The sequence below is a fragment of the Oscillospiraceae bacterium CM genome, from assembly GCA_022870705.1.
Lineage (GTDB): Bacteria > Bacillota > Clostridia > Oscillospirales > Oscillospiraceae > Sporobacter.
The window spans coordinates 24,867-50,908 of record CP072107.1 but is presented as its reverse complement, the minus strand read 5'-3'; the positions used below and the strand labels follow the sequence as shown (position 1 = coordinate 50,908).

The following is a 26,042-nucleotide window of genomic DNA, read 5'->3' as shown; positions in this document are numbered from 1 at the left end:
CTCAAAGAGGTACCTAACGATGTCCACCTATACCCGACTGAACGAAGTTTTTCACGCATCACCTGTGATCCCCTATAACGAAGATTCAAAAATCGTTTTAATTGGGGACTGCCATCGCGGTGACGGCAGCTGGATCGACAATTTTCTGCACAACAGGCCCCTTTACTATGCGGCGCTGCGCCATTACTATGATGGCGGCTTTACGTATATAGATCTCGGCGACAGTGAAGAGCTGTGGAAATTTAAAAGTCTGCGCGATATCAGCAGTATTTACATTGATATCTACCGCCTCCTGCACCACTTTTACGCCGAAAACCGCCTTTTCATGATTTATGGCAACCACGACATGGCTAAAAAGGATCCGCAATACGTCCATGAAAATATGGCGCGCTATTACGATAATCATACGAACCAGTATGAGCCGCTTTTTGAAAATATCACCGTTCACGAAGGTCTTATTCTTCGTCACGCGGTGACTGAAAAAGAGCTTTTCCTCGTGCATGGGCATCAGGGCGACCTGCGGGACGATCAGTTCTGGCGCAGCGGGCGTTTTTTTGTCCGGCATTTCTGGCGCCGGATGGAGCTTTTAGGCTTTAAAGATATCACGAGCGCCGCCAAAAATAACGTCAAGAAAAAACGCGTTGAGCGCAGCCTGACACAATGGGCCATCCAAAACAACACATATATCGTTGCCGGTCACACACATCGCCCTGTCTGCCCGCTTGACCCAAAAATCCCGTATTTCAATGTCGGCAGCGCCGTCCATCCAAGCTGCATCACGTGTCTTGAGCTTGTCGGCAATGCTCTAACGCTTGTCAAATGGAGCGTCCGGCCAACGGAGAACTTGTTGCTGTCAGTTGCGCGTCAGGAGATCGCCGTTCCGAGAAACCTCTCTGTCTATACTGACGAATGAATGATTTCGCCAGCCATATATTCAGACGATATATAATATCTTCATCTCCGGCAACGCTTTCAAAAGCCGCTCTCTGAAAAAGGCTTCAGCGACTGTGCGCAGCGGCTGCCGGTAGCAGTATTTGCCGCGCCCTCTGCCCGTCTGATATTCTTTATCAAACAAGACCGGCGCGTTCGGAAACGCTTCTGTATTAATCGCATTTTGGACATAGCTGTACGTCATAAAAATAATTTCGATGAAGGACGATTGTTTAACGCGGGCACTCAGCTTTTCTTGAAGCGTTTCTATAAGCGCGCCATACTGTGCTTCCCAGTCCTCCAAAAGAATGACCGGCGCGATGAGAATCCCCGTCCGATAACCGGCCTGACACATTTTATTGAGGGCTTCGATACGCATAGCAAGCGGTGATGTGCCAAGCTCAATACGCCGAATGATTTCCTCCGGGTTGACGCTCATACGGAAAACGGTCTTCCCCCGATGGTCAAGGCTTAAAAGAGGCTCCACCATATCAAACTTCGTCGGGAATGTGATGTGGCCCGTCCCGTGTGCGCCAAACTGCTCGATCGTCCATGGCAAATTTTCCGTTACGGTGTTCTCCAATACAAGATCGCTGTTGCTGCCGATTTCAAACGTCAGCGGCTTTTCTGCCGCTCTGCTTTTTTTAATGATCCTGTCCATCATGTCTTCCCGATTAACAAATACCCGCAGATATGCGCATTTATTGTATGTGCAGACAAGGTAACAGTATAGGCACATGGCGCTGCAGCCGGAAGAGGTATATGGCACAAGATAGTCTGAAACCTTGTGATTTTCAACGTATTTGTGTGTTTTCCGCACGCCGACGACGAGGCTTCTTTTCATCCGCGCAAATTCCCGGTTTTCCATCTGCTGCATTTGCGGAATACTGTTATGGCTTTTGATTGGAATCCAGTCGGCCACATCGTATTTTTGCCGGAGCATTTTCCCCAGCGGATAATGGAGCGCGTCCGGCTCATAATACACAGCTTCGGGGTGCATTCAATCCATCCCACCTAAAATTCATATTCAAAGCTTGCCTGATCCGTTGTGATGTCAAAAAGGACGCGGCCTTTTTCCGTCAGTGTATAACGTGCCTTGCAGCAAAGGCCTTCCCGGACAAGCCGCGTCATTTTACCGGACGACGGTGCGCGCAAGGCCGTCGTATGCCCCGATATCAGTTCCGCCGTCAGCACGTAAGCGTCCTGATAAACGCGCAGCGTCTTGCCCCCCGTATAATGGAGCTTCGCCCCGCGGTACGTGGCAAATCGCAGCTCCCGGCCACGCCAGAAAACAAAGCCGATGACGCCCACAAACGGGCGCCCAAACGGCCGGACGACGGCGGCCGACAGCATCAGCGAACATGGCCGCGCATCAAACCAACTGTACTGCGTCCAAATATAGCGTTTCGGAAACGAGCGCCCGCTGTCGCCCTCCACATAGCCGACACCGTCTTTAAAATCAAGAAGGCGTCCGTTTATCGTCACGCGGCCGGTGACGGCGTGCGTCACGCTATAAACACTGTGACGGCATTCCATAAACGGCACAAAGCGATACGGCCCCATGATATCGCTATCCGGCATCGTCCATTTGCCGTACCGGAGATGCCCCGTTGCGATGACGTTCGCTGATTGGACGTTGAGCTCAATGCCTTTTTTTGAAAACGTGCTGTCGGCAAGCGTTATGGCGGTATTGTAATTGTCAATGCGCGCGACGGACGCCGGAAAATCAAGATAAAAGGACGCGTCCTTCATGATGATCTGCAGGGACGCCCGCTCGCGCCCGCCCTTTTCAACAGAAACAGCCGGGATGAGTGCGAGCATGTTGCCACCGGCTTGCTGTTTAAAATACCAGCCTTCAAATCGTCCCGCCATCACTTTCTCCTCAGCTTTATGATTGACCTTCAAACGCAGCCACGCTGTTTTAGTATTCTCCGTCTATTGATATCCATTCTGTTTGCCGTCTCTTTTCTGCCGTCTTAAAAAATAAAACCGAAGGACAAAAATCCTTCGGTTTTATTGTAATTTCTTCACGTTTACAGCGGGTAATCGACAAAGCCGCTTGTCGTGAGCGTTTTGGCGTATTGAAAGCCGCAGGCCTTGGCCAGTTCTGCCGCTTCGCTGAATTGATAGCAGATCGACGCCCCATCGTGGCTGTCACTCGAGAGGATGATTTCGCCGCCGCGCGCTTTCAGTTCCTTTAAAAGAAAAGCTGCGGGATACGGGGCCTTTTTCCCAACGCGGTACATCGCGCCCGTGTTGATTTCAAACAAACGGTGTGTTTCTAAAACAGCAACGAGCGCCTCTATCGCCACGTTTTGATACCGTTTATCTGCCTCGTCAAAAAACCGGCCGCCCTCGTTGAATTTCGTGACAAGATCAAAATGCCCGATGAAGTCTGGGTTCGTTTTCCTGGCAATGTCGGCGGCTGTGGCATAAAAATCCCGGAAGTAGGCGTAAAAATCCCCGCCGTAGTGGCGCGTGACGTCATCTTGCTGCACCGCGTCGCTCTCGTCAACGAGCAAATATTCACCGTCCTTTTTGATGTAATGGCAGGAGCCAATCACATAATCAAAACCGGCTGTCGGCTCGGTGGCATAATAGTCCTGCTCGATGCCGGTAAAAAGCGTGATCCGGTCACCGTATGTCTCTTTCAAGCGGGTCATTTCGTCGACAAACGCCGCCGTTTTATCAGGGCTCATGCACCAGTCTGTCTCAAAGCCCATATAGGCGTGGCCGGAGAGGCCGAAGGCGACAAGCCCTTTTTGGACGGCGGCACGCACCATCTCTTCGCACGATTCCGACCCATCGCAATACGTTGTGTGTGCGTGAAAATTCGATAAGGTCATGGCGTCATTTTCTCCTGCTTCACTTTCTTGTCGACAATGTGCCGGGCGGCAAGCTCGCTTTTGATATCGTCAAGCGTGATGCCCATTTCGATCATGAGAACCAAAACGTGATACGTCAGGTCGGCGATTTCATACACCGTCTCTTTATTATCGCCCGCTTTTCCGGCGATGATGACCTCCGTAGACTCCTCGCCGATTTTTTTTAGGATCTTATCAATACCCTTTTCAAAGAGATACGTTGTATACGAGCCCTCTTTGCGCTCCCTTTTACGCCCAATAAGCAGCGCCATCAGATCATCCAGCGAAAAGGTCGGTGTCGATTCGCCGATGTAAACATCGTCATTAAAACATGAATCCGCGCCTGTGTGGCAGGCCGGGCCGTCTTTCCTGACGGTGACGGTCAAAGCGTCCCTGTCGCAGTCGGCCTGGATGCGGACGATGTGCTGGACGTTGCCGGACGTCTCCCCCTTGCGCCAGAGAGCCTGCCGCGAGCGCGACCAAAAGCATGTTCTGCCCTCTCGCATGCTGATTTCAAGGCTCTCCTTGTTCATATAGGCCACCGTCAGGACTTTTTTTGTCTCCTCGTCAAGAACGACGGCGGGGATCAGCCCCTTCTCGTCAAATTTCAGCGCATCGATGTCAATCATCATAACTTTTATATCCTCACGTTGATGTTTTCGTTTTTTAACACAGTTTTCAGGTCCTTGATGCTGACCTCGCCGAAGTGGAATATCGAGGCCGCCAAACCGGCGTCCACTTTTGGCAGGACGTTGAAGAGTTCGGTAAAATCCGCGATTTGGCCGGCACCGCCCGATGCAATCACGGGGATGGATACGGCATCGCAGACGGCCGCCAGCATTTCTAGGTCAAAGCCATTTTTCACGCCGTCCGTATCAATACTGTTGACGACAAGCTCGCCCGCGCCGAGGCTCTGGCCGCGTTTGACCCACTCAATAGCGTCCATCCCGGTGTCTTCGCGTCCACCCTTGGCAAACACGCGGAACTGCCCGTCGACACGTTTAATATCCACCGATAAAACGACGCACTGATCGCCATATATCTTAGCCGCTTCATGAATCAGCCCCGGGTTCTTTATCGCGCCGGAATTGACGCTCACTTTATCCGCTCCGCATTTTAGCACTCTGTCGAAATCGTCTGTCGTGTTGATGCCGCCGCCGACGGTGAGCGGGATGAAGATGCAGCTTGCGACCTCCTTGAGAATATCGGTGAAAAGCCGCCGCTCCTCGAAGGAGGCCGTGATGTCGTAAAAAACAAGCTCGTCGGCACCGTTGTCACTGTAGAATTTGGCGAGCTTCACCGGGGACGACACGTCGCTGAGCCCTAAAAAATTGACGCCCTTGACAACGCGCCCGTCCTTCACGTCAAGGCAGGGGATAATTCTTTTCGTAATCATCGCAGAGCCTCCCCGCTAAGCTTGGCCTCTTGGATGGCCGACTTAAGCTCAAGATGACCTGTGTAAAGGGCTTTGCCCAAAATAGCCCCGTAGAGACCGAGCGACCGTAGCGCGTGGATATCTTCAAGCGACGTCACGCCGCCCGAGGCGATAATGTCGGCTTTTATTTCAGCCGAGAGGCTTTGATAGAGCGCCGTGTTCGCCCCGCCGAGAACGCCGTCCTTCGAAATGTCGGTACAGATCACTGTCTTCACGCCGAGCGCGTCCATCTCGCGGCAGAACTCCATGCCAGTGCGCCCGGTGACCTCCGTCCAGCCCTTGATGGCAACGTAACCGTCCTTGAAGTCGATGCCGACGGCGATCCGGTCACCAAACGCTTTGACCATATCGCCAACAAAGCCGGGCTTTGTGACGGCCGCCGTGCCGAGAATGACGCGGCTGACACCGAGGTCACAGTATTTTTCAATCACGTCACGCGTGCGGATGCCGCCGCCCACTTGGAGAGAAAGGCCGCTTTCAGCAAGCTTTCGGATCGTTTCAAAATTCGCGGTCGTCCCGTCCTTTGCCCCTTCGAGGTCGACGACGTGCAGATTTGACGCGCCCGCGTCACTGAAAGACCGGGCAACGCTGGCTGGGTCGTCGCTGTAAACCGTCATCTGGGCGTAATCACCCTTGAAAAGCCGGACGACGCAGCCGTTAAACAAATCAATTGCGGGAAAAATAATCATGGCGACTCCTTATATTTCGCAGAAAGCACGCAGAATGTTGAGTCCCACGTCACCGCTTTTTTCGGGATGAAACTGCGTCCCGTAAATGTTGCCGTCGGCAACAGCCGCCGTCAGCTCCGCGCCGTATTCCGTTGTGGCGATGACAGCTTCGTCGCAATCTGACGCATAGTAGGAGTGGACGAAATAGACGCAGTCACCCTCACGGATATATTTAAACAGCGGGCTTTTTGCCTTGTCTTTCGGAAAAATCAGCCCATTCCAGCCAATTTGCGGGATTTTATACCCCTTTGGGACAACCGGCTCCATGGAGACGACGCGTCCCTTGATGAGCCCAAGCCCCTCATGTTCGCCGTATTCATAGCTTTTTTCAAACAAAAGCTGCATGCCGAGACAGACGCCCAGCAGCGGCTTGCCGCTTCGCGCCTGTGCCGTGACAACGTCATACAGGCCGCTGTTTCGGAGCTTTCGGGCGGCGTCCTCAAAAGCGCCGACACCGGGCAGAATGATCCGGTCGCTGTTTTGCAGCGCGGTGGCACTGTTTGTAACGGCGGCATCCTGCCCGATATATTGAAGGGAGCTGCGCAGGGAAAAGAGATTCCCGACGCCGTAGTCTACAATGGCGATCATAGTGTACCTCGAATAGTCAGTCTGCGCTGCCGTCAGCCCGCAGGCATGACGGCGGCGATTTGTTTCAGATAACGCCCTTTGTTGACGGAATTTCGTCCTTGAACGCCGCATCGATTGAAACGGCCTTCGCCAACGCGCGTGTCAGCGCCTTAAAGCAGGCCTCGATAATGTGGTGCGTATTACCGCCCGCCAGCTGACGGACATGGAGCGTGATCCCCGCCTTGCGCACAAAGGCCAGCAAAAACTCCTCCACAAGCTCCGTATCCATACTGCCGACCTTGCCATCCGGCAGGTCCAGCCCATAGGCCAAACAGCTTCTGCCGGAGACGTCCACAGCGCATAAGACAAGCGCCTCGTCCATCGGCAGCAGCATGTCGCCATAGCGCTTGATGCCCTTCATGTCGCCGAGCGCTTCGGCAAACGCCATGCCCAGACACAGGCCGATGTCCTCCACGGTATGGTGCGCGTCGACATGGGTGTCGCCTTGGCATGTCAGTGTAACGTCAAAGCGCCCGTGCCGGGCAAAAAGTGTCAGCATATGGTCGAGAAAGCCGATGCCGGTGTCGACGGTGCTGTCGCCCCGCCCGTCGAGATTCAGCTTGAGAGAAATGTCTGTCTCCGCTGTTTTGCGCTGAATGTCGCTCTGCCTCATATTATGTCTCCCTTCCGAGAATCACCGCCAGCGCCGATAGCAGCGCTTTCATCTGCTCCGGCGTGCCGATAGTGATTCTAAGATAATCTGAAATTCTGTTTTTGTCAAAATGGCGCACAAGAATGCCGCGCGCCTTCAACTGCCGGTAGAGGTCGCCGCCCGACGCTTCGGGGTGCCGGGCGAAAAGAAAATTGGCAACGGATGCCGTCATCTGAAAGCCGAGCGCCTTGAGCCCTTCGGCCGTCTTTTCGCGCGTTGCGATGACCCGGCGGCACATGGCGTCATAATACGCCGCGTCGTCAAACGCCGCTTCCCCGGCCAGAAGAGCCGGGCGGCTGACATTATAGGAATTAAAAGAGTACCGAACGGCGTCAATGTCGTCTATCAGCGCCTTACAGCCGAACGCAAAGCCCAGCCGCGCACCCGCCAGGGACCGCGATTTCGAGCACGTCTGCACGACGAGCAGGTTGTCATATTTTTGAATGAGCCCGACGGCGGTGTCTCCCCCGAAATCGACATATGCCTCGTCAACGATGACGACGTTATCAGGGTTTGCGGCCAGAATCTTTTCGATCGCGTCAAGCGATACGGCAAGGCCCGTCGGCGCGTTCGGATTGGCAATGATAATCGTCTTGCCGATGCCAACGTAATCGTCGGCGCAGAGCGTAAAATCAGACCGCAGCGGGATAACGGCGCGCGGGATCCCAAACAGGTCACAATAGACGGGGTAAAACCCATAGGTGACGTCGGCAAAGGCCGCGGGCGTCTTTTCGTCGCAGAAGGCCATAAACGCAAACGCCAATGCCTCGTCCGACCCGTTTGACAAAAAGACATTTTCGGGTTCCAAGCCGTACTGTGCCGCGATTTTTTGTCGCAGTGCCTTCCCCGTCGGGTCGGGGTATAGGTTGAGCTTGTCGAGCGCGGCACTGACAAGCCGCTCGAGCACCATGGGTGACGGCGGATACGGCGATTCGTTTGTGTTGAGCTTGATATAGGCCATATCGGTCGGCTGCTCGCCGGGAACATACGGTACAAGATCAGAAAGGCGTTTGCTCAAAAACCGGCTCATGGCGTCACGTCTCTTTCTGCCTGAAGCCGGACGGTGACGGAGCGGGCATGCGCGTCAAGCCCCTCCCGTGCGGCAAAGGCCGCGACGTCTTGGGCCACCGCTTCAAGCGCTGTTTTCGTGTAGTAGGTAAATGACGATTTTTTTATGAAGTCGTCAACGGACAGGGGGCTTGAAAAGCGCGCCGTCCCCATCGTCGGCAGCGTGTGGTTCGGCCCGGCAAAATAGTCACCCAGCGCCTCGGGGCAATATTTCCCCAAAAAGATGGACCCGGCGTTTTGGATCATGCCGAGATAATCAAACGGGTTATCCACACAGATTTCCAAATGCTCGGGCGCAAGCGCATTCGAAATCTCCAGCGCGCGCTTCAGCGTTTCGGTAACAATGATCTTCCCGTTGTTATCAATCGCCTCTCTGGCAAATGCGCGGCGCGGGAGCGCCTCAAGCTGTTTTTCAAGCTCGACATGCACGGCTTCGGCGAGCGATGGGCTGTCCGTCACCAAAACGGCACTCGCGTTTTTGTCGTGCTCGGCCTGTGAGAGCATATCGGCTGCAACAACGGCGGGACGGCATGATGCGTCCGCGATTACGAGAATTTCGCTTGGCCCGGCAATCATGTCGATGGCAACAGTGCCGAAAACCTGTTTTTTAGCCTCAGCGACATAGGCGTTGCCCGGCCCCACGATTTTATCGACCCGCGGGACGGATGCCGTACCGTATGCCAGCGCCCCAACGGCCTGTGCCCCGCCGATTTTAAAAACCCTGTCTGCACCCGCGATGCGCGCCGCCGCCAGAATGTTCGGGGATACAACGCCGCTAGGCGCCGGCGTCGTCACGATGATTTCGCCGACACCGGCAAGCTTTGCCGGGATGCAGTTCATCAACACGGAGGACGGATAGCTTGCCGTCCCGCCTGGGACGTAGACGCCGACGCGCGCAAGCGGCGTAATTTTCTGCCCGAGGACGACGCCGTTTTTCTGTGTGACAACAAAGCCTTGCCGCACCTGGTTTCTGTGAAACGCTTCGATATTGGCGGCTGCTTTTTGCATAATGGCGACGAGTGCGTCGTCCGCCGTCTCCTCGGCCGCATCGAACTCCTCTTGTGTAACTTCCAAGGCTGCAAGCTCGGCGCCGTCAAATTTTTTCGCATACTGAAAAAGCGCTGCGTCGCCATTTTCCCGGACGTCGGATAAAATGGCGGCAACGGTCTTTTCGATACCGCTCGTATCGTCAGACCGGTAGAAGATTTGATCCGGCGAAACGTCGCCGTCTTTATAAATCCGAATCATTTTACTCAGCCCTCTTTTATCATGTCGGATACCCTGTCGCACAGGGTTCGGAGCTTTTCGTGCTTAAACCGGTAGCTGGCCTTGTTGGCGACGAGCCGCGCGCTGACCGGCACAATCGTCTCGATGACGCCGAGGTCGTTTTCTCGGAGTGTTGTACCCGTTTCAACAATGTCGACAATGACGTCCGACAGGCCGAGAATCGGCGCGAGCTCAATAGAGCCGTTGAGCTTAATGATATCAATTTCCCGGCCGAGGCCTGCGTAAAACGTTTTGGCGACGTTTGAAAACTTCGTGGCAACACGCAGCGTCCTGTCAAGGTCGTCGCGAAAGTCTTTTTTCGCCGCCACGCACAGTCGGCATTTGCCGACGTGGAGATCCAAAAGCTCGTAGATATCGGGCTCATATTCCAGAAGAATATCCTTCCCGGCGATACCGAGGTCGGCCGCGCCGCGCTCGACATAGATGGCCACGTCCGACGGCTTGACCCAGAAGTAACGGACGCCCGTCTCTTCATTTTCAAAAATGAGCTTTCTGTTGTTGTCCCATATGGCGGGGCAGCCGTAGCCAACGGCCTCGAATACCTCATAGACCTTTTCGCCGAGCCGCCCCTTCGGCAGCGCGATATTAATCCAGTCGTTCAAGAACGTCGAACCCCCCGTCTTTCATTTGATAAAGCTGCCTGTATTTAATGCCGTCGGCGGGCCCCCGCTCTGCCCGGACGCTCATGTTGTCATCCGTCAGCACTTTCACGGCCCGCGCCAGTGCCTGGGCGTCCGTCGTCTCGTCATAGAGAAGCAAAATATCCACGTCAAACGGCCGCGGCGCCTCATCAAACCGCTCGAGAAGGTCGAGATAGACGGCAAACCCAATGGCGCCGGCCTTTTTCCCAAAGCGCTCCAGCAGCTTGTCGTACCGCCCGCCGGACAAAACACCCGTCGGAATCCCGTCGACAAAGCCTTGAAAAATAATACCGTTATAATACGTCATGTCGTTGACGATGGAGAAATCGAGCCGGATATTCTCGCCCGCGCCGAAGCTCTTGATAACGGTGAAGACGCTTTCCAGTTCACTGACGGCATCGTCCGTTCTCTCGTTAATGCTGAGCTTCTTCAAAAGGCCGATGGTTTCCTCAAACGACCCATACAGAGCGGCGATCGCCGTGAGCCGCCGGGTATCATCTGCTTGAAGGCCGACGGCCTGCGACAGCTTTTCAATCTCCGGCACGTTTTTTTCACTGATGCACCGGAGCATGTGCGCCGCCTGCTCTTCGGCAAGACCCAGCCCGTCAAAAAGGCCGCTGAGATAGCCCATGTGCGAAATGTCCAGCGCGTATCTGCCGCTGATGAGCTGCAGGCTCCTGTCCGCCAGCAGTATAACTTCCGCCATGGCGTACAGGTCGATAGGGCCGATGCACTCAAGGCCAGCCTGCATCCGCTCTTTAAACTCGCGGCCTGTGTGCGACAGGCGGTAGACGTTCTCATTATAAAAATATTTGCACAGAGACGCGTCATCCTTCGCGTTTTTGACAATTGATAGCGTCACGTCCGGCTTTAATGCCAAAAGCTTTCCGTTTGTATCATTAAACGTGATAATCTGCTCGGACGCAAGAAAATTTTTATTTCGGACGTACAGATCATACTCCTCAAACTTGTTCATCTTATATTGTGTATAGCCGTACTTTCTGTACAGAGCCCGCAGGCTCATCATCGCCTTTTCTTCGTTTTTCAGGACATCTCCGGAAAAAGTCATAATTCCTCTCCAGCCTTCATCATGATATGGTCATTATAGCTCACTTTAGCGTATTAGTCAAGTAATTCGGTAATATGATAATTCATTAATTTGCCGGTTTACCCGTCTCATTTTTTGTGTATTTGGCCGATGCTTCTATAGTGGTGCGGTCTGCGGCTGTATCCACTGGCACCTGTGCAAAAAACAGGCGCAGGGCTACCGCCCCGCGCCGTCTACTTCTCATGCGTCACGTCTCGCTACATTTTTTTCAAACAGCTTCTGCGTCACCATTTCCCCTGGAGGAACGAGGACGAAATCGCCGTCAAACTGCAGGCGCATCATTTTTTTCAGGACGCCGTGCGGCGCTCTCAGGCGGTTAATAGTGGCGCCAACCGTGTCAGCCAGCGGCTTAACGCGGCGGCAGCAGGCGTCGTAATCCCCGACGCCTGTGTCGGTATAGGCAAAATACTGATAATTTCTGTACAGCGTCTGCATAATGTCATCGGCCGTCTCATCGCCGTATTTGTCGATAGCCCACTGGTATTCGCGGATAAAGGTGCGCCCGTTTTCAAGCCAGCCGTCTGTAAAAAAATATGTATATTTCGGGCGCTCAATATCGCCAAGCGTTTTTTCTGACAGCAGCAGATCGGTGCAGTCCTCGCATCTCGGTAAAACGAGTGTGGCGCTGTCAGAGCGGAGACCGAACGTACTCTTGCCGCACTGCCCCATCGGCAAAAGCACGTAATCGACATTGCAAAGGCGCGAGAGCATATCCTTCAGATAGTCGTTGAGCTTATCGGGAAATACGTGTAATTCCGGCAGATAATAAATCGGATACGGCGCGTTTATTTCATTGGCTATGGCGTTGACTTCCTGTTTGATGGTCGGGCAGGCAATCATGAGGACATTTGGCATCGGCGTTTCCTCCCAATCACATATGTGACTTGAATGGGCTATTCGTTAAAAACAGTGTACCACTAAACTGGTTCCAAAGTCAAGGACAGTTTTCTGACAGTTATTTCAAGGCAAAATCATATTTATTTGCTAAAAAAGCGCAAACACAGCATGGCCGCCGCATATGCGCCGACCGTGCTGTGTTTATAGGTGGGGTGTTCTTGATGTTAGTAAATTTACCGCAATTAAATCTGCAAAGCAGTCGGCGGGTTCACACATTCCTTTACCGACGGGCACCTGTCAGCAGATTACTTTTGTTAGAAAAGCTCTCGCATATCATAAATATAGGCAAGCTCCGGATATCTGATCCAGCTTTGTCCACAGCTTAGTTCTGCGATAAGATTAGCCGATGCCGACAGTAGGTAGCTTTGTGCTCGTTTTGCCTTTTCAAGCACTTCTTTCAAATGAGTAACTTGTAACATGGCAGTTTTCTTGGAGCGTGTCCACTTTGATATTTCACGCTGCAAAATACGCTGATCCCTTGCTACAACCATCGTGGGATTTTTTATGATTTTCTGTGCTACTTCCCGTTTCCGTGCATTAGCAGCTCTTGCTTTGCTGCTTTTCTCCGCTGCCGCATTGAGCCGTGCCGTTACTAAGGTCCCAATCGGCATAAGCTCTGTCGCTTTGATGCCGTAGTAGTTGTCCATAGGGTAAATCCCGGTGGTAATGTATGTATAGTATTCAGACGGTGTCAGTCCCGCAAGGGCATATTGATAGTGCTCATCATTGTAAGCGCCTATGTAGCCGGTAACCATGCGTTTGGCAGTCTCCGCATCCGGGCAGAGTGCTATTAAATCGAGCATCTCGCATTTCATTCGACCGAAGAATGATTCCATGGGTGCGTTGTCCTGCGAATTTCCCCTGCCGGAAACAGATTGAACAAACCCATCGTCTGTTAGCAGTGTCTGAAAGGTTGTGGAAAGATATTGAGACCCCTGGTCGCTGTGGATCACGCATTGGGCGTCATGCAATTCTTTGCCATGCTTCTCCATCATGGCGTTGTAAGCATTTTTCACAAGCTCTACTGTCATACGGGTGTCAATATCGTGCCCAAGAATTTCTTTCGTGTAAGCATCTCTAAAGGCGCAAAGATAGATGGGTGTGCGAGCAAAACCATAGTAGAGATAGGTAATATCGGTCAAGATGACTTTTCGAGGGCCAATGTAGAAGTTTTGATTTACCCTATTTTCCGGGGAGGCACACTCGTGATCATGGGTTGCCTGATGCTTGTAGGCATCCTTTTTTGGTTTGTTTGCCGCAAGGTTCATTTCTTTCATGAGCGTCCGGCAACGCTTCACGCTGATGCTGATATTGAAATCCCGCCACATATAGGTCTGAAAAGTCCGCTTTCCCGGGACAAAGCCCAATTTTCTCACGATTTGCCGAAACTTCTCTTTTAATTCATTTCGGCTTTCCTGTTTTGCCACGCGGGAACCCTTCGTATCTTTCTGACGTTCAATCCATGAATAGTAGCCGGAACGTGACACGCCAAACATACACAGGCACTGCGTAGTGGACAAGCCGTCCTTTTTCCCAGCTTGCCGACCAATAAAAGCGTCTGCCATTTGAAATCTGTCTGCATTTACGTTTTCGGATTCGATGATATAGTCATGTCCGCCAATGCGGATTGGAGTTTTTTTTGAGCAGAAACCAGCTCCTCTAAATAGAAGTTTCTTGCCTTTAAGTAAGCCAATTCTTCCAATGGAGACATAGCTCCCATGGCCTCTCTGGGTACGGAGCCATCGTAGCTGGAAGGGTTTACGGTAAACAGCCGTTCCTCACGAGCCATCTGCATCGCACGTTTTCCCGCTGAATTGGCTCGATCCTCTCCAAGGACAGCGGTGGAAAAGCCGAGACTGTTATATGCCGCCACGTAGGTCATGTGTTCCTCGGATATTTTTTTATACATGGCCACGTAAAAATCCTTTGTGTAGATCATATCGCGGCCTCTAAAGTCCTTCAAGAATGGATTGTCCAGAAATGGTCTAATCTCATCTGAAGGCTGTTTTCTTATCTGATTTTGTTTCATAACAGCAGCCTCCCATCGCTTTTCTCATACGCCTAAGCTCTTTGCTCGTTCAATCGCCAGTTTTGCGGCTTTCACTTTCATCCGCTGATATTTTTCTTCCTCACACAACAGATATTCACCAAAGTCATTCTCTGTCATATTCAGGAGATACTGCTCATATTCGACCGGTGTCATGCGATTTCTATCCCACATACGCCTCTCGTAGTTATAGTAATCTGCATACCCGGCAACCAATGCTTTCAGTTCATCAAGATCCCTGCACCTTGAGTAATTGCACTCATCTTTGAAATGCCCGAAAAACGACTCTTGCGGAGCGTTGTCCTGACAGTTTCCACGCTTAGACATGGACTGCTCAAACCCTTGATCGCTGACCTCTTGCTGGAAGGTGCCGGATAGATATACCACACCTTGATCGGAATGATAGATGCCTCCGTTGCAGCATGGATGTGAATCCGATTGCCGGAGTGTTTCAAGGGCAAGCTGCAAATCATTGTGTTCGCTAACAAGAAAAGCAATCAGCCTGCCGGTAACGGGGTCAAGCAGTGCAGATCCGTATGCTCTGCATCCGTCACCGTAAGTCAGATAGGTGACGTCTGTCAACCTCACCTCGTTCGGTCTGTGGAGGCGAAATCTACGTCCAAGAAGATTTGGTTTTACATTTTTTCGGAGTGCTGCTCCACCCATACGATTTGAGGAATCCGATTTCCGAATGGATGATGTAATCCCATATTCCTTCATGATGCGGCGTATCTTTTTTAGTCCCAAGTGCTGCCCCGTGAGAGTGGGCAGCATCATATAAATCTGTCTTGATCCCTTGGCGAAGCCTTTGTATTCCATCACCCTTCGAATAAGCTGGGCATCTTGCGCATCCTTTTCATTTCGTTTGATGACCGCTTGACCATAGTTCCCATTTTTCAAGATCGCATAGTATGATGCGCGAGAAATGCCAAGCAATGACAGAATATATTTCACCGTATATTTTCGCCCGGGATCTGCCATAAGTTCTTGAAGCCACAAGCAAAGAGCCTTTCTTTGAAACACATTCAAAGCAGGGACGATGTCGCCAATTCGAAGAAATCCTTTTTCCGCAATACCATCCAGTGCATTTATTCTGCTGCGGAGAATCTCTCGTGTAGGAATCACCTCCGGGACATCAGCACCGTCTGTCTTAACCCATTGGCTTAAAATTCGGCTGATACGGTATCGCTCCGTCGCAGAAAATATGCTTGGCTCAATGTCAAATACACGGAAAATATCGTCAATCGGCAGAGAGGAAATCGGCGCTGCCGCCTCAAAAAACGCAGCCTGCAGCGTTATCTTCTCACGAGTAGCCGTTTGAATATAGGGGTGATTTGTGTACTGCTTCACGGTTGCGGCATCGTAACCCGAATTGCGGCCTTTTTTCATGCTGCGGCCAGTATCTCTACCTGAGGAACGCTCAAATTTTTCCTTTAGACAATAAATTTTGTGGTAGCCTACATCCGCCGGAGCTATTCCATGTGCAAGCAAACCATCCTCTATGGACTGTTTTGGATAGTTTCGATATAGCTCCGCCTCAAAGTCCGGGTGCAGGATTAGCCGATTGACATCCCAAATGAATTTCCCGCTTTCAAGCAGTTCCTCCGAGGTTTTCGTGGGCATATTCATTGTTTTAGACCAATTTGCCTGTGTTTCGGGCGATGCCTTGGAATACTTCGGGCGTCCTCCTCGCTTAAAAACAGACCCTACCGATTGGGTAAAATTCTGCCCGAGCTGCTGCGTGTCAAAACCGTTAATTTCCAGCATTCTTCGGACGGTTGACCTTTCAGGCTTTAAAACCCATTCCTCATAGACCTGCTGCCTAAACTCAATTGTCAGCGATAGACGGTTTTCCAAAACCTCTAACACATTCGGATTTTTGCGCAGTGCTTCCATTTCTTCTTCTGAATATTTTTTGGCACCACATTTTTTTGCCATGTTCTTCACCCATAGGCTCTGCTCATATTTTGCATGATTCTTTTGGCATTTGTCAACCCTGTGTCCATTGCTTTTGCATCGTTGGCAGAATAATGTCTATTTTTCCTGCTTCGCTGTCAACCAGCAGTCTATTTCTCATGCCTTTTTGTCAGAGCATTGTCCTTTCTATGGGTACCATTTTACACTGCAGGTACCGCCTTGCAAGAAGAAAATGAGGGCAATAAAACCGCGGCGGCTTTTACCGTCGCGGTTTTGTTTCAGTGATTGTTCGTCCAGGAATCTGTCCCCTCCGCAAAATCAAGAATCTCGGCAGTTGACAGCATCACGCCGCTGTCGAGGTCCTCGACGCCATCGGAAAAGCCGTTTTCCGCCATCAGCTTGCCGGACGCTTGGGGCGAGACGTTGTAATTATCCATCATTCGCGGCACTGATGCTTTTTTTCTGGGGCGGTATTCCTTGACATCTTCCAGCTCCGTTCTTTCCATCGTCTCACTCCGTCCATTATAAGCCCGTCAGTTTTCCCTGCTCGGCCTGAATCATCTTTTTGACCATCTGGCCACCGATCGGCCCGCCCTGCTCCCCGTTGACCCTCGACGGGAGGTCTCCTTTAAAATGGTCATTGTTTTCCTTCACATATTGGAGTCTGCCGATTTCCTCGGCCGCTTCCATTTTCAATTTTTTCAGCTTTTCACTGACATCTTTCCTTGACATGTTACCCTCCTGTTTCAAACGTCGTTATCTTCAACCGACTGTTTCTTGGCATTATTATTTTGATTTTGGTTTTCCTTTGTTATTGGCGTTTTGCCATGCGCTTTTTGGGTTCTTGCTTTTTTATTGTCGGGCTGGCTGTCTTTGGCCATGTCGATCACCTTTCATCGATATCCTCAAACGGACCGGTTTGAACCGTCCGGCGCGTTAAAAAGTATCGGGTTTGCTTTTTCTTTTGTAAACTTGGCTTTTCCTTGAATTGCCTCAACCGGTTTTGCATCATTTTTCGGAAAGTGTGTTTTCCGATTGCTCTCCGTCCCGTGGGGCTCTTCCGGGTCAGGCCGCCGCATGCCTTGCTTCGCCATAAATTCCCCCCTATTCCTCATCGCACAGGTCGACAAACATTTTTACCTGCTCATATTCGCTTCTGGATGACGCCCCGCCGCGGCCGAGCCTGTCGCACAGGCTCAAAAGCGCGACCTCGCCGACATCCGTCTGCCGTTTCATACCGCCGATGTCCTGAAACGGCAAGTCGTTGACGACATAAAGAATCTGCATGTGATATCGGACGAGATGCGCGACCTTGTCGATAAACCGCGTGTCGTCCGTCAGCTCGGATAAAAAGGTGCGTGATAGCTCCGCGCCGACCTTATCGTGGTCATACGCCGTTATCTTGCCGCGGCGATTCACCGTTGTCGCCGGTTTTCCGATATCATGGAGTAGCGCCGCCCACATTAGGGCTTTCGGGTCGCCGCTCTCGTCTTTCCTTTTTGCCGCCTCATCGACGACGAGCATGGTGTGCTTCCAAACATTCCCCTCTGGGTGATACTTTGACGATTGCGCCGTTTTTTCAAGCTTTTTGAGCATATTGAAGGGGTATGTGTCAAACGCAGGGTCACGGAGGCATCTGTTTAAAGCCTGTGACGGGGCCGCGTCGTGCAAAAGATGCGTTTCAATATCGTCAAACAGCGCCCTTGCCGCCTCTGATGCCGGTCTAGCGATCGTCTTCATGACGCGTCAGTCCGAAAACTGCCCGGGCGCTTTCAGCATTGGGGTCATGCTTGATATTTTTGGAATGAAAGGCCTTGTCTTCTTTTTTGCTGTGCTTGTTGTTATGCGTTTTATTGCCGCTGCTCATATCGGTGTACCCCTATCGTTTTGTATTTGGCCCCATTGAGACTTTTTTGGTATTGTGGTTTTTATTTTGCCTGTTGTTCTCGCTGCCAGAGCTGGGCTCCACATTGATCTCCAGCTGCTTGACCTTCTTATTTTCAAGACGGCGGTCGTGCGCGTTTTTCATTTCCTCACCTCATGTCGGGATGCTGTTATTATAAGCCGACAGTATAAAACAATTCGTATAACGCCATTCGTTATTATCAAACGGCGCTGACAAATGTTCCCGTCAAAAAATAAAAAGCTGTTGCAATGCGGCACACAGAGCGATGCCGCGTTTTGCAAAGCTTTTTTCTATTTGCCATTATTCCGATGCGGCGCAATCCCCCGTCTTGCTCAGCAGCTTATCCAGCCCGTGGCGGAGGGCCGGGATGCAGACGGCCAAATTCTCACGGATGGCCTTGGGGCTGCCGGGCAGGTTTACAACAAGTGTCTGCCCGCGAATCCCGGCCTGCTGGCGCGAGAGCATGGCGCGGCTTGTTGTTGCCAAACCTTCACGCCGCATCGCCTCCGGGATACCGGGCACGAGGCGCGGGCAGACGGCAAGCGTCGCCTCCGGCGTCACGTCACGCTGGGAAAAGCCCGTGCCGCCCGTCGTGACGACGAGGGCGAGCGCCAAAATGTCGGCGCAATAAATAAGCGCCGCTTCGATTTCCGCTTGGTCGTCCGGGATAATGCAGGTATAGGTTACGTCGTATCCGGCGTCCTTTAACAGGCGGCAGACCAGCGGCCCGCCCGTATCGTCCCGCAAACCCAAAAAAGCCGAATCGCTGACGGTGATGACGGCTGATTGATACATTTGTCCTCCATTTATCATCTGTTGCCGAAATAACACGTCTCAAAGCGGCAATCCGGGCAAAATCGGCACAGTCCGCCGACGCCATAGTCCGCAATTTCTTCTTTTGTGATTTGAATACCGGCGAAAACGCGCGGCAGAAAAACGTCGAAGCTCGTCACCGGATGGTGCATGACGGAAGCGGGAATCCCGATAAGCGCCGTTTCGCCCAAATAAGCCAGCATCAGCATATTTCCCGGCTGCATTGGCACCCCCCGCGCTACAACGGCCGCCCCGCTTTGAACAATCGCCTCGGGCGTCACATCGTCGGCATCGACGGACATACCGCCTGTTAAAACAACGAGTGATGCGCCCTGCTCTTGAAAAGCATTGATCGCCCGGCAAATCACCGCCGCGTCATCCGGGCATTTGACGGCGTTTAACACACGTGCCCCAAAAGCTTCAAGCTTTTTTCTGACGACCGGCTCCATGCGGTCCTGAATACGCCCTTTGTATATTTCATTGCCGGTAATAATGATCCCGCAGAGAAGCGGCTTAAACGGTATAACCGAGAAAACGGGATTATCCTCCCGCGCGATACCAACAGCCTTGTCAACCGTTTCCCGGCTTGTAACAAGCGGCACAATTCGGAGGGCGCAAAGCGTTTCATTCACGTGCGCCGAAATATCGCCCGGACGGCAGACAACTGAATAGTCGCCGACGCTGTTGAGGCGCTTAACTGCCGCTGTGTTTACACGGAATAGCCCGGCAGCCGCCGCGCAAAGCGTCACCTTGCCTTCCGTGGGCGTGCGCACAAAACGCATATGCCCACCGCAAACAGCCTCGGCCAGCGCCAATGCCGCCTCTTCCTCGTGAACGTCGCCCGAATCTGCCTCCCAGATGTTCACCTGGCTTTTGCCGATATCTAAAAGGCGCGGGATGTCCGCCTCGGTAATGATATGGCCCCGCCGGAACACAACGCTTTTTTCTCCTTTGCCGTCAACCCCGGTTAAATCGTGGCACAGCGTTTGGCCAACGGCCTCCGTCACGCGCATTTTTTTCATAGCGCTTCCCAACGGCGTTTCAAAACGCGCACGCTTGGCCCGGTGCGACAATTTCGACGGTGTCCCCAGCCCGAATCGTCCCTTCCGCCAGCGCAACGGCAAAAACGCCCTCCCGCGGCATGACGCAGTCTCCTGTCATCAGTTTAATCGCGCAATCTCTATGGCATTGCTTGCCGACCTGAGAGACCTCCAAAAGCGTTTCGCCAATCCGCAGCCTTGTGCCAACGGAGAGCTCATATAGCGCAATGCCGCGCGTTAAAATGTTTTCGGCAAAAGCACCGGGCGGAAGGTCCGGGATAAACGGTTTGAGTTTTTCAACGCTCTCCTCACAGAGCAGGCTGATCTGTCGGCGCCCCGCGCCGGCGTGCGCGTCGCCCTCGATGCCGATGTTTTTCCGCACAAGAACTTCCTGGACGGCATGCTTCTGCACACCTTTTTCATCACTGATGCAAACCGCCGTCACAACAGCCATATTAATCACCCAACCTTCTATAATCGCCGCTTTTTCCGCCGCTTTTTGAAACGAGACGGATTTCGCCGATCACGATATCTTTCTGCACAGCTTTGCACATATCGTAAATCGTCAGCGCCGCAACAGACACGGCGGTGAGCGCTTCCATTTCGGCGCCTGTCCGGCCCGTGCAGCGGACGGTCGCCGTGATATGGATTTGCCGCGCTTCACGCTCGGGCGTTATCGTCATTTCAATGCCTGTCACCCCAATCGGATGGCACAGCGGGAGAAGCTCCGGCGTTTTTTTTGCGGCCATGATCCCGGCAATCTTGGCAACGGTGAGGACGTCTCCTTTTTTTAAACATCCCGATACAAGCTGATGATACGTATCGTCATTTAGAAAGACACGCCCGGCTGCCGTTGCTGTGCGGTGCGTTTTTTCCTTTGCGCTGACGTCCGTCATGTTGATCTTTTGCATATATAATGGCTCGTCCATTTCTAACCGCCTATCGCATTCATTTGACGGCCTGTAATGCCTTCGCCCATAAACGGCCGTTCCGTGGGCTTTTCAAGGATTGCCGCTTTTATTGTGTATTCGAGCGATGCGCCGTGCAGCCCGCGCAGGCTGTATTCCGCAGGCGCGTGCAGGCACGGCTTCAGAAAGCCGTCGGCTGTCACCCGCAAGCGTGTGCAGGAGGCGCAAAAGCGCCCGCTCACCGGGCTGATGAGCCCAATCGTCCCTCTGTGGCCGGGCCGCCTGTACAGCGACGCCACGCCAGAAAAACAAAGCGGCTGCAGATCAGGCACCGCTTTCAGAACTTCCGACGTGCTGACAAAATGCTCGTTACTCCATGGCGTGCACGCACCAATCGGCATCAGCTCGATAAAGCGGACGGATGTCTTTTCATCGCGTGCCAGCTCCAAAAGCGCGCGAATGTCTCTGTCAGGCGTTCCTTTGACCAAAACGGCGTTAATATTAATTGTATCAAAACCGGCTTCCCGTGCCGCCTGTATCCCGCAGAGCGCCGCGTTCAAGTCTCCGCCGCGCGTGAGCGCCCGATACATTTCGGCATCGAGCGTATCGAGATGGACGGTCAGACGCTGAAGACCTACTTTTTTCAGCGGTCCTGCAAAATGCTTCAGCAGCGTGCCGTTTGTCGTCATGCACAGCTCGCGGACGCCGTGGACGGCCGCCATAGCCTGACAGAGCGGGATGATATCGGGCCGTAGCAGCGGCTCGCCGCCTGTCAGGCGAATTTTACTGACGCCCAAAGACGCTGCCGCGCGGACGATTTCCACGAGCGCGTCTGCTGTGAGCAGCGCGCCGTTTAACGCCTGTCCCGCCGCTGTTTCCGGCCTGCAATAAATGCAGCGCAAATTGCAGCGGTCCGTTACCGACAGCCGAAGATAATTAATGGTTCGCCCGAATTGATCGTTCATTCTTTTTCCTGAAATAATGAGGCAGCCTGTTTTGGACGGCAAAACAGGCTGCAGCCAGGCGCGGCGCGCTTTGATGCGGTGATACAACAAAACGCTTCGTCATAGCCGGTTTTGCGGGACGTCCCGCTTTTCCCGGTCGGCCGCGCACAACGCTCTATAAGAAAACAATAACATATTGTCCATAATTTGTCAATTGCGTCGGCACAGTAATTTATGGGGCGCTTCGCCGGAAATACGCCGCATTCGCTCAAGACGGCCGTTTTGTGCTATTCCACCCGCACCGCATACATCCGCATCCAATAATCAACTTGCAAGAGATAGGCTAAAAGCTGCGGCGCGTTCATCAGCTGCCCGAACCACGGGATGTTCGTCTCTCTGTCAAGTGTTTGGGCGAGGGTGCGCACCGTTTCGAGCTCGATAAGCGGGCGGATAGGCGACGCCGTGTCGTCGAGCATTTTAAGCGTAAGCCGCCTGAGCGTTTCGATGTAATTCGGGTTGTGTGTTTTTGGGTACGGGCTCTTTTTTCGCCACAAGACATCGTCCGGCAACAGCCCTGTCATCGCTTGCCGTAAAAGTCCCTTTTCCCGCTCTTTGTAATATTTCATCGACCACGGGATGTTCCAGACGTATTCAACAATTCGGTGATCGCAAAACGGCACGCGCAGCTCCAAGCCCGAATACATGCTCATGCGGTCTTTCCGGTCTAGGAGCGTCGGCATCCACCGCGTCAGATTCAGGTAAAACAGCTCCCGCATGTGGTTCTCATCCGTGCTATCCCCCCCGAAGCGTGGCACCTCGCAGCAGGCTTCCTCGTACCGCGCGGCGACATATTCTTGTGGCCGGATGCTGTCAACAAGCGCCGGTGAGAACATTTTAACGCGTGATTCAAGATGCTGTGACCACGGGAATGTCCCGGCGTCGGCATGCCTTGTAAACCATGGATACCCGCCGAAAACCTCGTCGGCACATTCGCCCGACAGACCGACCGTCGCGCGGTTTTTGACCCAGCGGGAAAAGAGCAGCAGGGACGAATCGATATCGGCCATCCCGGGGAGGTCTCGGGCCATAACGGCAGGGAAAAGCGCGTCGGCGAGCTCCGGTGTATCAAGAAAGCAGTTTTCGTGCGTCGTTTCTAAAAAGTCTGCAACGCGCCTGACCCACGGGGCGTCATCATTCGGCTGAAAGTCGCTCGGCCGGAAGTTTTTGTCGTTGTCGACATAGTCGATCGAGAAGGTTCTCAGGCGCTCGTTTCGTTCCTTTTTATAGTATGTAGCCGCAACGCTGGCAATCGCACTTGAATCAAGCCCGCCGGAAAGCAAAACGCACAGCGGCACGTCGGATACGAGCTGCCGATGGACGGTGTCGACAACAAGCTCCCGGACTGTTCTGACCGTTTTGTCAAAATCGTCCGGATGCTCATGGCTTTGCAATGTCCAATACGGCCTCGATTTTTCCCCGTTCTTGTTAAAAACGAGGCAGCAGCCAGGCCGGAGTTCTGAAACGTCTTTGAAGACACCGCTGCCGGGTGTTCGCGCCGGGCCGAGGGCAAAAATTTCAGCCAGACCGCTCGTGTCGATAACCGGTTCGATTTCAGGATGCTTGAGTAACGCTTTGAGCTCTGAGGCGAATATCAGCCCTTTTCCGCGCCGGGCGTAAAAAAGGGGCTTTACTCCGATTCTGTCCCGCGCAAGAAACAGGCACTTCTTCTGCCCATCCCAGACGGCAAAGGCAAAAATCCCGTTAAGCCTTTCAAGGCACGCGTCGCCCCACGCGGCATAGGCGTGCAGCAGCACCTCTGTATCTGACCAGCCTTCAAACGTATGCCCTTTTTCTTTAAGCGCTAATCGAAGCTCTTCGGTGTTGTACAGCTCACCGTTATAAACAATAACATATGTATGGCCGCCCGCGAGAAGCGTCATCGGCTGTTTCCCGCCCACCGGGTCGACAACGGTGAGACGCCTGTGCCCTAAAAGCGCGTGCTCTGACAGCCAGCAGCCCGCATCATCCGGGCCGCGGCGGGCCAGCGTATCCGTCATATTCTTAATAACGTCCGTTTCGTCGAGCAGTATTTTTGAAAAATCCGTCCATCCGGCTATCCCGCACATAAAAATCCCTCCCAAAAAGCGGGGCCGTCATGAGAAAAACGAGCCGATGTACACATCAGCCCGCCAGATACGTTCTGTCATTTCCCGCCTTCAGACAGCCCCTACACTGATTCCAACTCAGTATATGCCGGGGGCGCTACATGTGTTTGCGCCGATACTCGTCGAGAAGCCTCTCCCAGCCCGTCTCGGAACGCCAGTTGGGGGCCTGTGTCTTTCGATACACGGCGAACTGCCAGAGGTGTTCAAGCGCGTCCGCGCTCAGTGCGTCAAACAGTGCGTGGCATTCGTTTCCCCAGAAGCAGATATTCAATACCTCCGCCCAGTCCCGCAAACTGAAGAGCTTCTCACGGGCCAGCGCGATTTTTTCGGAGACATTCCGGCAATCGGCAATGGAGTCAATAAGCGCCCGCAGCATTTCATCATCCATACACACGCCGTCGATATAGGTAACGGTTGGCTTCGGTTCACCGTTTTCCCTGTTCAGCGGGGGAAAAATTATCCGGAGCTGCTCCGTCGTTTTCAGCTTTTTAACGCGCAGCCAAAGCCCCTCGGCCGTTTGAGATAAATACCGCAGCACCGCATCATCTCCGATGGCCAGTTCCACGCAGAGCGCTGCTGCGGCGGAGCGTAGTTTTTCGGGCGCCTCGTTGCCTTTCCACGCACGAAAAAGCGCAAAAATAGTGCCTCGGTCCCACTCTGTGATGTCCAGCGCACGGGCTTCGCTTTTCAAAATCGTCAGAGCGATGGCGTTCGACGCTACCGCCTCATAGATGTTTATTAAATCTTCCTCGTATTCTGGGGAGATTCTTCTCAGCAGCGCCGTCACCGTCTTCTCGTCAAAGTGTCCCACAAAGTCATTTTCAATCAGGAGTCGGCGGAGGTATTGATTGATATAATCAATGCCACCGAGCGCCTCGTCGGTAGGGTGCGCCAGCGGGTAATCGATCATACAGGGGATTTCATGGGCAAAATGGTGGTAATGATACCGTCTGAAGAAGACGCCGAGTTCCCGGAGCGAATCATGAAACGCCATGTTCTCAATCGCAGGCACCGTCATCAGTGCTTGCTGCAAAAGTGTTTTGCCATGTGCGACCTTTTCTTCAATATCCGCGAGCCCCGCTTTAAAAAGCGCATCGAAATCACCGCCGACAAGCTGCTGTTTCAAGCCCTACGGCCCGGTATTCGGGTCAATCCCATGTCGGAGGACAAAACAGGTGCCTTTTAAAAGCTCTTGTGCCGTCTCAGCCCGAACAGTCGCGCTGCCGCCCATCGTAAAACTGACGGCGCGCTGCGCGAGCGTGTCCCAGAGCTTTTTCTGTACGGCAAGGCGCTCGGCCGGTGTGAGCTGACTTATTATGCCGATATTTGTTAAAACGGCAAGAGGGTTTTCCTCGCTCGCTTCCATACATCCTCCAATTACACGAGTGTGTTTAGTTTGCCTGTTTTCTTTCAGAACAGGCGGCCGTCACCTTCTGCTTCATAGCCATATCGTGTGTTGCGGCACAAATCCTCCAGGGTCGTGCCGCTCAGGTAGTCGAGCGACCCCTGACAAATCGTGTCAAAGTGGCGGTGCATGATGGCAATGAGCTCATCGTCCGGGATGCGGTCCGCTGATTCATTTTTGAAATAATAGAAGGAATCCAAAAGCTCCAGAATCGTCTCGACATAGTTTTCCTGATCGATATACGGCGAGTCGCAGAATTCCTCCAGCAGCATCTTCATGTTGCCGTGACTGAATGCGACGCGTCCCGTTGCCTCCAGCGCCTCAAAGTGTTTCTCCACAATAGTGGCTATTTGTTTTTCGGAGAGTGACAGCCCGTATTGTCCTGTCACGGCGTTTAACGCCCGCAGCTCCGCAGCGGCATTTTGTCTGCTCGTCTCTTGAAGAGACTGTTCAAAGGCATTTTCCATCGCTCTCACCCCACACTGACTATAGCCGCGGTTTCTAAGAAGAACAAGACTTGAATTATTTTCAATTTTGTGGTAATATACAAGCAGAAAACCACTGCAATATTGACTTTATTTCCCGCGCATGCTACAATTCAGTCACATAATGGCCCAATGAGGGAGTAATCGGCGCGAAAACGCGCTTCAAGTCAACAGA

At 52.8% G+C, this 26,042-nt stretch carries 31 protein-coding genes; 1 reads left to right on the top strand and 30 read right to left on the bottom strand.

Annotated elements, in window-relative coordinates; genetic code table 11:
* Positions 1 to 19: 19 nt before the first annotated feature.
* Positions 20 to 913, top strand: coding sequence for a metallophosphoesterase family protein (locus IZU99_00270; GenBank protein UOO37737.1), 894 nt, complete (start codon positions 20 to 22; stop codon positions 911 to 913).
* 21 nt (positions 914 to 934) lie between these two features.
* On the opposite strand, the gene IZU99_00265 is transcribed toward IZU99_00270, so the two are convergent.
* The 30 genes from IZU99_00265 to IZU99_00120 all read right to left on the bottom strand — a co-directional run bounded on the left by IZU99_00265 (position 935) and on the right by IZU99_00120 (position 25,849).
* Positions 935 to 1,930 (bottom strand): spore photoproduct lyase, encoded by a 996-nt coding sequence (locus IZU99_00265; GenBank protein UOO37736.1) that lies wholly within the window; start codon positions 1,928 to 1,930, stop codon positions 935 to 937.
* A 14-nt stretch (positions 1,931 to 1,944) separates the two neighbouring features.
* A complete protein-coding gene (locus IZU99_00260) occupies positions 1,945 to 2,802 on the bottom strand; it encodes a hypothetical protein (protein UOO37735.1) in 858 nt (285 codons plus the stop codon).
* Between the two features lie 161 nt (positions 2,803 to 2,963).
* Entirely contained in the window at positions 2,964 to 3,776 is an 813-nt protein-coding gene (locus IZU99_00255) for a histidinol-phosphatase (protein ID UOO37734.1), read from the bottom strand.
* Complete coding sequence (locus IZU99_00250; protein ID UOO38698.1) at positions 3,773 to 4,423, bottom strand: bifunctional phosphoribosyl-AMP cyclohydrolase/phosphoribosyl-ATP diphosphatase HisIE; 651 nt, start codon at positions 4,421 to 4,423, stop codon at positions 3,773 to 3,775. The genes IZU99_00255 and IZU99_00250 overlap by 4 nt, the downstream gene beginning before the upstream one ends.
* 8 nt (positions 4,424 to 4,431) lie before the next feature.
* Complete coding sequence (gene hisF, locus IZU99_00245) at positions 4,432 to 5,190, bottom strand: imidazole glycerol phosphate synthase subunit HisF (GenBank protein UOO37733.1); 759 nt, start codon at positions 5,188 to 5,190, stop codon at positions 4,432 to 4,434.
* Positions 5,187 to 5,918, bottom strand: a complete 732-nt coding sequence (hisA, locus tag IZU99_00240) for a 1-(5-phosphoribosyl)-5-[(5-phosphoribosylamino)methylideneamino]imidazole-4-carboxamide isomerase (protein ID UOO37732.1) — start codon at positions 5,916 to 5,918, stop codon at positions 5,187 to 5,189. The genes hisF and hisA overlap by 4 nt, the downstream gene beginning before the upstream one ends.
* Before the next feature lie 9 nt (positions 5,919 to 5,927).
* The gene (gene hisH / locus IZU99_00235; GenBank protein ID UOO37731.1) at positions 5,928 to 6,545 is read right to left on the bottom strand and encodes an imidazole glycerol phosphate synthase subunit HisH; all 618 of its coding nucleotides are present in this window, start codon (positions 6,543 to 6,545) and stop codon (positions 5,928 to 5,930) included.
* A gap of 64 nt (positions 6,546 to 6,609) precedes the next feature.
* Positions 6,610 to 7,197 carry an imidazoleglycerol-phosphate dehydratase HisB gene (gene hisB, locus IZU99_00230; GenBank protein ID UOO37730.1) on the bottom strand — a complete coding sequence of 196 codons (588 nt, stop codon included), beginning with the start codon at positions 7,195 to 7,197 and terminating at the stop codon, positions 6,610 to 6,612.
* Between the two features lies 1 nt (position 7,198).
* On the bottom strand, positions 7,199 to 8,266 hold the full coding sequence (locus IZU99_00225; protein UOO37729.1) for a histidinol-phosphate transaminase: 1,068 nt from the start codon (positions 8,264 to 8,266) through the stop codon (positions 7,199 to 7,201).
* Complete coding sequence (gene hisD, locus IZU99_00220) at positions 8,263 to 9,561, bottom strand: histidinol dehydrogenase (protein UOO38697.1); 1,299 nt, start codon at positions 9,559 to 9,561, stop codon at positions 8,263 to 8,265. Before hisD ends, IZU99_00225 begins: the two co-directional genes overlap by 4 nt.
* Entirely contained in the window at positions 9,558 to 10,193 is a 636-nt protein-coding gene (locus IZU99_00215) for an ATP phosphoribosyltransferase (GenBank protein UOO37728.1), read from the bottom strand. Before IZU99_00215 ends, hisD begins: the two co-directional genes overlap by 4 nt.
* A complete protein-coding gene (locus tag IZU99_00210; protein UOO37727.1) occupies positions 10,177 to 11,301 on the bottom strand; it encodes an ATP phosphoribosyltransferase regulatory subunit in 1,125 nt (374 codons plus the stop codon). Before IZU99_00210 ends, IZU99_00215 begins: the two co-directional genes overlap by 17 nt.
* Positions 11,302 to 11,520: 219 nt before the next feature.
* Positions 11,521 to 12,195: a DUF1638 domain-containing protein gene (locus tag IZU99_00205; GenBank protein ID UOO37726.1), complete on the bottom strand. Its 675-nt coding sequence runs from the start codon at positions 12,193 to 12,195 to the stop codon at positions 11,521 to 11,523.
* Positions 12,196 to 12,491: 296 nt separating this feature from the next.
* A complete protein-coding gene (locus IZU99_00200) occupies positions 12,492 to 13,802 on the bottom strand; it encodes an IS3 family transposase (GenBank protein UOO37725.1) in 1,311 nt (436 codons plus the stop codon).
* A 17-nt stretch (positions 13,803 to 13,819) separates the two neighbouring features.
* Entirely contained in the window at positions 13,820 to 14,266 is a 447-nt protein-coding gene (locus tag IZU99_00195) for a hypothetical protein (protein UOO37724.1), read from the bottom strand.
* A gap of 24 nt (positions 14,267 to 14,290) precedes the next feature.
* Complete coding sequence (locus tag IZU99_00190) at positions 14,291 to 16,222, bottom strand: IS3 family transposase (GenBank protein ID UOO37723.1); 1,932 nt, start codon at positions 16,220 to 16,222, stop codon at positions 14,291 to 14,293.
* Between the two features lie 257 nt (positions 16,223 to 16,479).
* The gene (locus IZU99_00185) at positions 16,480 to 16,707 is read right to left on the bottom strand and encodes a hypothetical protein (protein UOO37722.1); all 228 of its coding nucleotides are present in this window, start codon (positions 16,705 to 16,707) and stop codon (positions 16,480 to 16,482) included.
* Positions 16,708 to 16,723: 16 nt separating this feature from the next.
* On the bottom strand, positions 16,724 to 16,933 hold the full coding sequence (locus IZU99_00180; GenBank protein ID UOO37721.1) for an alpha/beta-type small acid-soluble spore protein: 210 nt from the start codon (positions 16,931 to 16,933) through the stop codon (positions 16,724 to 16,726).
* Between the two features lie 173 nt (positions 16,934 to 17,106).
* A complete protein-coding gene (locus tag IZU99_00175; protein UOO37720.1) occupies positions 17,107 to 17,295 on the bottom strand; it encodes a hypothetical protein in 189 nt (62 codons plus the stop codon).
* A 10-nt stretch (positions 17,296 to 17,305) separates the two neighbouring features.
* Positions 17,306 to 17,941: an HDIG domain-containing protein gene (locus tag IZU99_00170; protein ID UOO37719.1), complete on the bottom strand. Its 636-nt coding sequence runs from the start codon at positions 17,939 to 17,941 to the stop codon at positions 17,306 to 17,308.
* A 139-nt stretch (positions 17,942 to 18,080) separates the two neighbouring features.
* On the bottom strand, positions 18,081 to 18,230 hold the full coding sequence (locus IZU99_00165; protein ID UOO37718.1) for a hypothetical protein: 150 nt from the start codon (positions 18,228 to 18,230) through the stop codon (positions 18,081 to 18,083).
* Between the two features lie 177 nt (positions 18,231 to 18,407).
* Positions 18,408 to 18,902 carry a MogA/MoaB family molybdenum cofactor biosynthesis protein gene (locus IZU99_00160; protein ID UOO37717.1) on the bottom strand — a complete coding sequence of 165 codons (495 nt, stop codon included), beginning with the start codon at positions 18,900 to 18,902 and terminating at the stop codon, positions 18,408 to 18,410.
* 14 nt (positions 18,903 to 18,916) lie between these two features.
* The gene (locus IZU99_00155) at positions 18,917 to 19,942 is read right to left on the bottom strand and encodes a molybdopterin-binding protein (protein UOO37716.1); all 1,026 of its coding nucleotides are present in this window, start codon (positions 19,940 to 19,942) and stop codon (positions 18,917 to 18,919) included.
* Positions 19,943 to 19,961: 19 nt separating this feature from the next.
* A complete protein-coding gene (locus tag IZU99_00150) occupies positions 19,962 to 20,414 on the bottom strand; it encodes an MOSC domain-containing protein (GenBank protein ID UOO37715.1) in 453 nt (150 codons plus the stop codon).
* A gap of 1 nt (position 20,415) precedes the next feature.
* Complete coding sequence (gene moaC, locus IZU99_00145; protein ID UOO37714.1) at positions 20,416 to 20,889, bottom strand: cyclic pyranopterin monophosphate synthase MoaC; 474 nt, start codon at positions 20,887 to 20,889, stop codon at positions 20,416 to 20,418.
* A gap of 2 nt (positions 20,890 to 20,891) precedes the next feature.
* The gene (moaA, locus tag IZU99_00140; GenBank protein ID UOO38696.1) at positions 20,892 to 21,833 is read right to left on the bottom strand and encodes a GTP 3',8-cyclase MoaA; all 942 of its coding nucleotides are present in this window, start codon (positions 21,831 to 21,833) and stop codon (positions 20,892 to 20,894) included.
* A gap of 266 nt (positions 21,834 to 22,099) precedes the next feature.
* Positions 22,100 to 23,938 carry an asparagine synthase (glutamine-hydrolyzing) gene (asnB, locus tag IZU99_00135; GenBank protein UOO37713.1) on the bottom strand — a complete coding sequence of 613 codons (1,839 nt, stop codon included), beginning with the start codon at positions 23,936 to 23,938 and terminating at the stop codon, positions 22,100 to 22,102.
* A 136-nt stretch (positions 23,939 to 24,074) separates the two neighbouring features.
* Positions 24,075 to 25,103 carry a hypothetical protein gene (locus tag IZU99_00130; GenBank protein UOO37712.1) on the bottom strand — a complete coding sequence of 343 codons (1,029 nt, stop codon included), beginning with the start codon at positions 25,101 to 25,103 and terminating at the stop codon, positions 24,075 to 24,077.
* 3 nt (positions 25,104 to 25,106) lie between these two features.
* Positions 25,107 to 25,343 carry a hypothetical protein gene (locus IZU99_00125; protein UOO37711.1) on the bottom strand — a complete coding sequence of 79 codons (237 nt, stop codon included), beginning with the start codon at positions 25,341 to 25,343 and terminating at the stop codon, positions 25,107 to 25,109.
* Positions 25,344 to 25,387: 44 nt separating this feature from the next.
* The gene (locus IZU99_00120) at positions 25,388 to 25,849 is read right to left on the bottom strand and encodes a hypothetical protein (protein ID UOO37710.1); all 462 of its coding nucleotides are present in this window, start codon (positions 25,847 to 25,849) and stop codon (positions 25,388 to 25,390) included.
* Positions 25,850 to 26,042 lie beyond the last annotated feature (193 nt).

Coding starts and splice junctions, on each gene's coding strand:
- IZU99_00270 (UOO37737.1), top strand. CDS start 20: ATGTCCACCTATACCCGACTGAACGAAGTTTTTCACGCATCACCTGTG.
- IZU99_00265 (UOO37736.1), bottom strand. CDS start 1,930: ATGCACCCCGAAGCTGTGTATTATGAGCCGGACGCGCTCCATTATCCG.
- IZU99_00260 (UOO37735.1), bottom strand. CDS start 2,802: ATGGCGGGACGATTTGAAGGCTGGTATTTTAAACAGCAAGCCGGTGGC.
- IZU99_00255 (UOO37734.1), bottom strand. CDS start 3,776: ATGACCTTATCGAATTTTCACGCACACACAACGTATTGCGATGGGTCG.
- IZU99_00250 (UOO38698.1), bottom strand. CDS start 4,423: ATGATTGACATCGATGCGCTGAAATTTGACGAGAAGGGGCTGATCCCC.
- hisF (UOO37733.1), bottom strand. CDS start 5,190: ATGATTACGAAAAGAATTATCCCCTGCCTTGACGTGAAGGACGGGCGC.
- hisA (UOO37732.1), bottom strand. CDS start 5,918: ATGATTATTTTTCCCGCAATTGATTTGTTTAACGGCTGCGTCGTCCGG.
- hisH (UOO37731.1), bottom strand. CDS start 6,545: ATGATCGCCATTGTAGACTACGGCGTCGGGAATCTCTTTTCCCTGCGC.
- hisB (UOO37730.1), bottom strand. CDS start 7,197: ATGAGGCAGAGCGACATTCAGCGCAAAACAGCGGAGACAGACATTTCT.
- IZU99_00225 (UOO37729.1), bottom strand. CDS start 8,266: ATGAGCCGGTTTTTGAGCAAACGCCTTTCTGATCTTGTACCGTATGTT.
- IZU99_00210 (UOO37727.1), bottom strand. CDS start 11,301: ATGACTTTTTCCGGAGATGTCCTGAAAAACGAAGAAAAGGCGATGATG.
- IZU99_00205 (UOO37726.1), bottom strand. CDS start 12,195: ATGCCAAATGTCCTCATGATTGCCTGCCCGACCATCAAACAGGAAGTC.
- IZU99_00200 (UOO37725.1), bottom strand. CDS start 13,802: ATGGCAGACGCTTTTATTGGTCGGCAAGCTGGGAAAAAGGACGGCTTG.
- IZU99_00195 (UOO37724.1), bottom strand. CDS start 14,266: ATGAAACAAAATCAGATAAGAAAACAGCCTTCAGATGAGATTAGACCA.
- IZU99_00190 (UOO37723.1), bottom strand. CDS start 16,222: ATGGCAAAAAAATGTGGTGCCAAAAAATATTCAGAAGAAGAAATGGAA.
- IZU99_00185 (UOO37722.1), bottom strand. CDS start 16,707: ATGGAAAGAACGGAGCTGGAAGATGTCAAGGAATACCGCCCCAGAAAA.
- IZU99_00180 (UOO37721.1), bottom strand. CDS start 16,933: ATGTCAAGGAAAGATGTCAGTGAAAAGCTGAAAAAATTGAAAATGGAA.
- IZU99_00175 (UOO37720.1), bottom strand. CDS start 17,295: ATGGCGAAGCAAGGCATGCGGCGGCCTGACCCGGAAGAGCCCCACGGG.
- IZU99_00170 (UOO37719.1), bottom strand. CDS start 17,941: ATGAAGACGATCGCTAGACCGGCATCAGAGGCGGCAAGGGCGCTGTTT.
- IZU99_00165 (UOO37718.1), bottom strand. CDS start 18,230: ATGAAAAACGCGCACGACCGCCGTCTTGAAAATAAGAAGGTCAAGCAG.
- IZU99_00160 (UOO37717.1), bottom strand. CDS start 18,902: ATGTATCAATCAGCCGTCATCACCGTCAGCGATTCGGCTTTTTTGGGT.
- IZU99_00155 (UOO37716.1), bottom strand. CDS start 19,942: ATGAAAAAAATGCGCGTGACGGAGGCCGTTGGCCAAACGCTGTGCCAC.
- IZU99_00150 (UOO37715.1), bottom strand. CDS start 20,414: ATGGCTGTTGTGACGGCGGTTTGCATCAGTGATGAAAAAGGTGTGCAG.
- moaC (UOO37714.1), bottom strand. CDS start 20,889: ATGGACGAGCCATTATATATGCAAAAGATCAACATGACGGACGTCAGC.
- moaA (UOO38696.1), bottom strand. CDS start 21,833: ATGAACGATCAATTCGGGCGAACCATTAATTATCTTCGGCTGTCGGTA.
- asnB (UOO37713.1), bottom strand. CDS start 23,938: ATGTGCGGGATAGCCGGATGGACGGATTTTTCAAAAATACTGCTCGAC.
- IZU99_00125 (UOO37711.1), bottom strand. CDS start 25,343: ATGGAAGCGAGCGAGGAAAACCCTCTTGCCGTTTTAACAAATATCGGC.
- IZU99_00120 (UOO37710.1), bottom strand. CDS start 25,849: ATGGAAAATGCCTTTGAACAGTCTCTTCAAGAGACGAGCAGACAAAAT.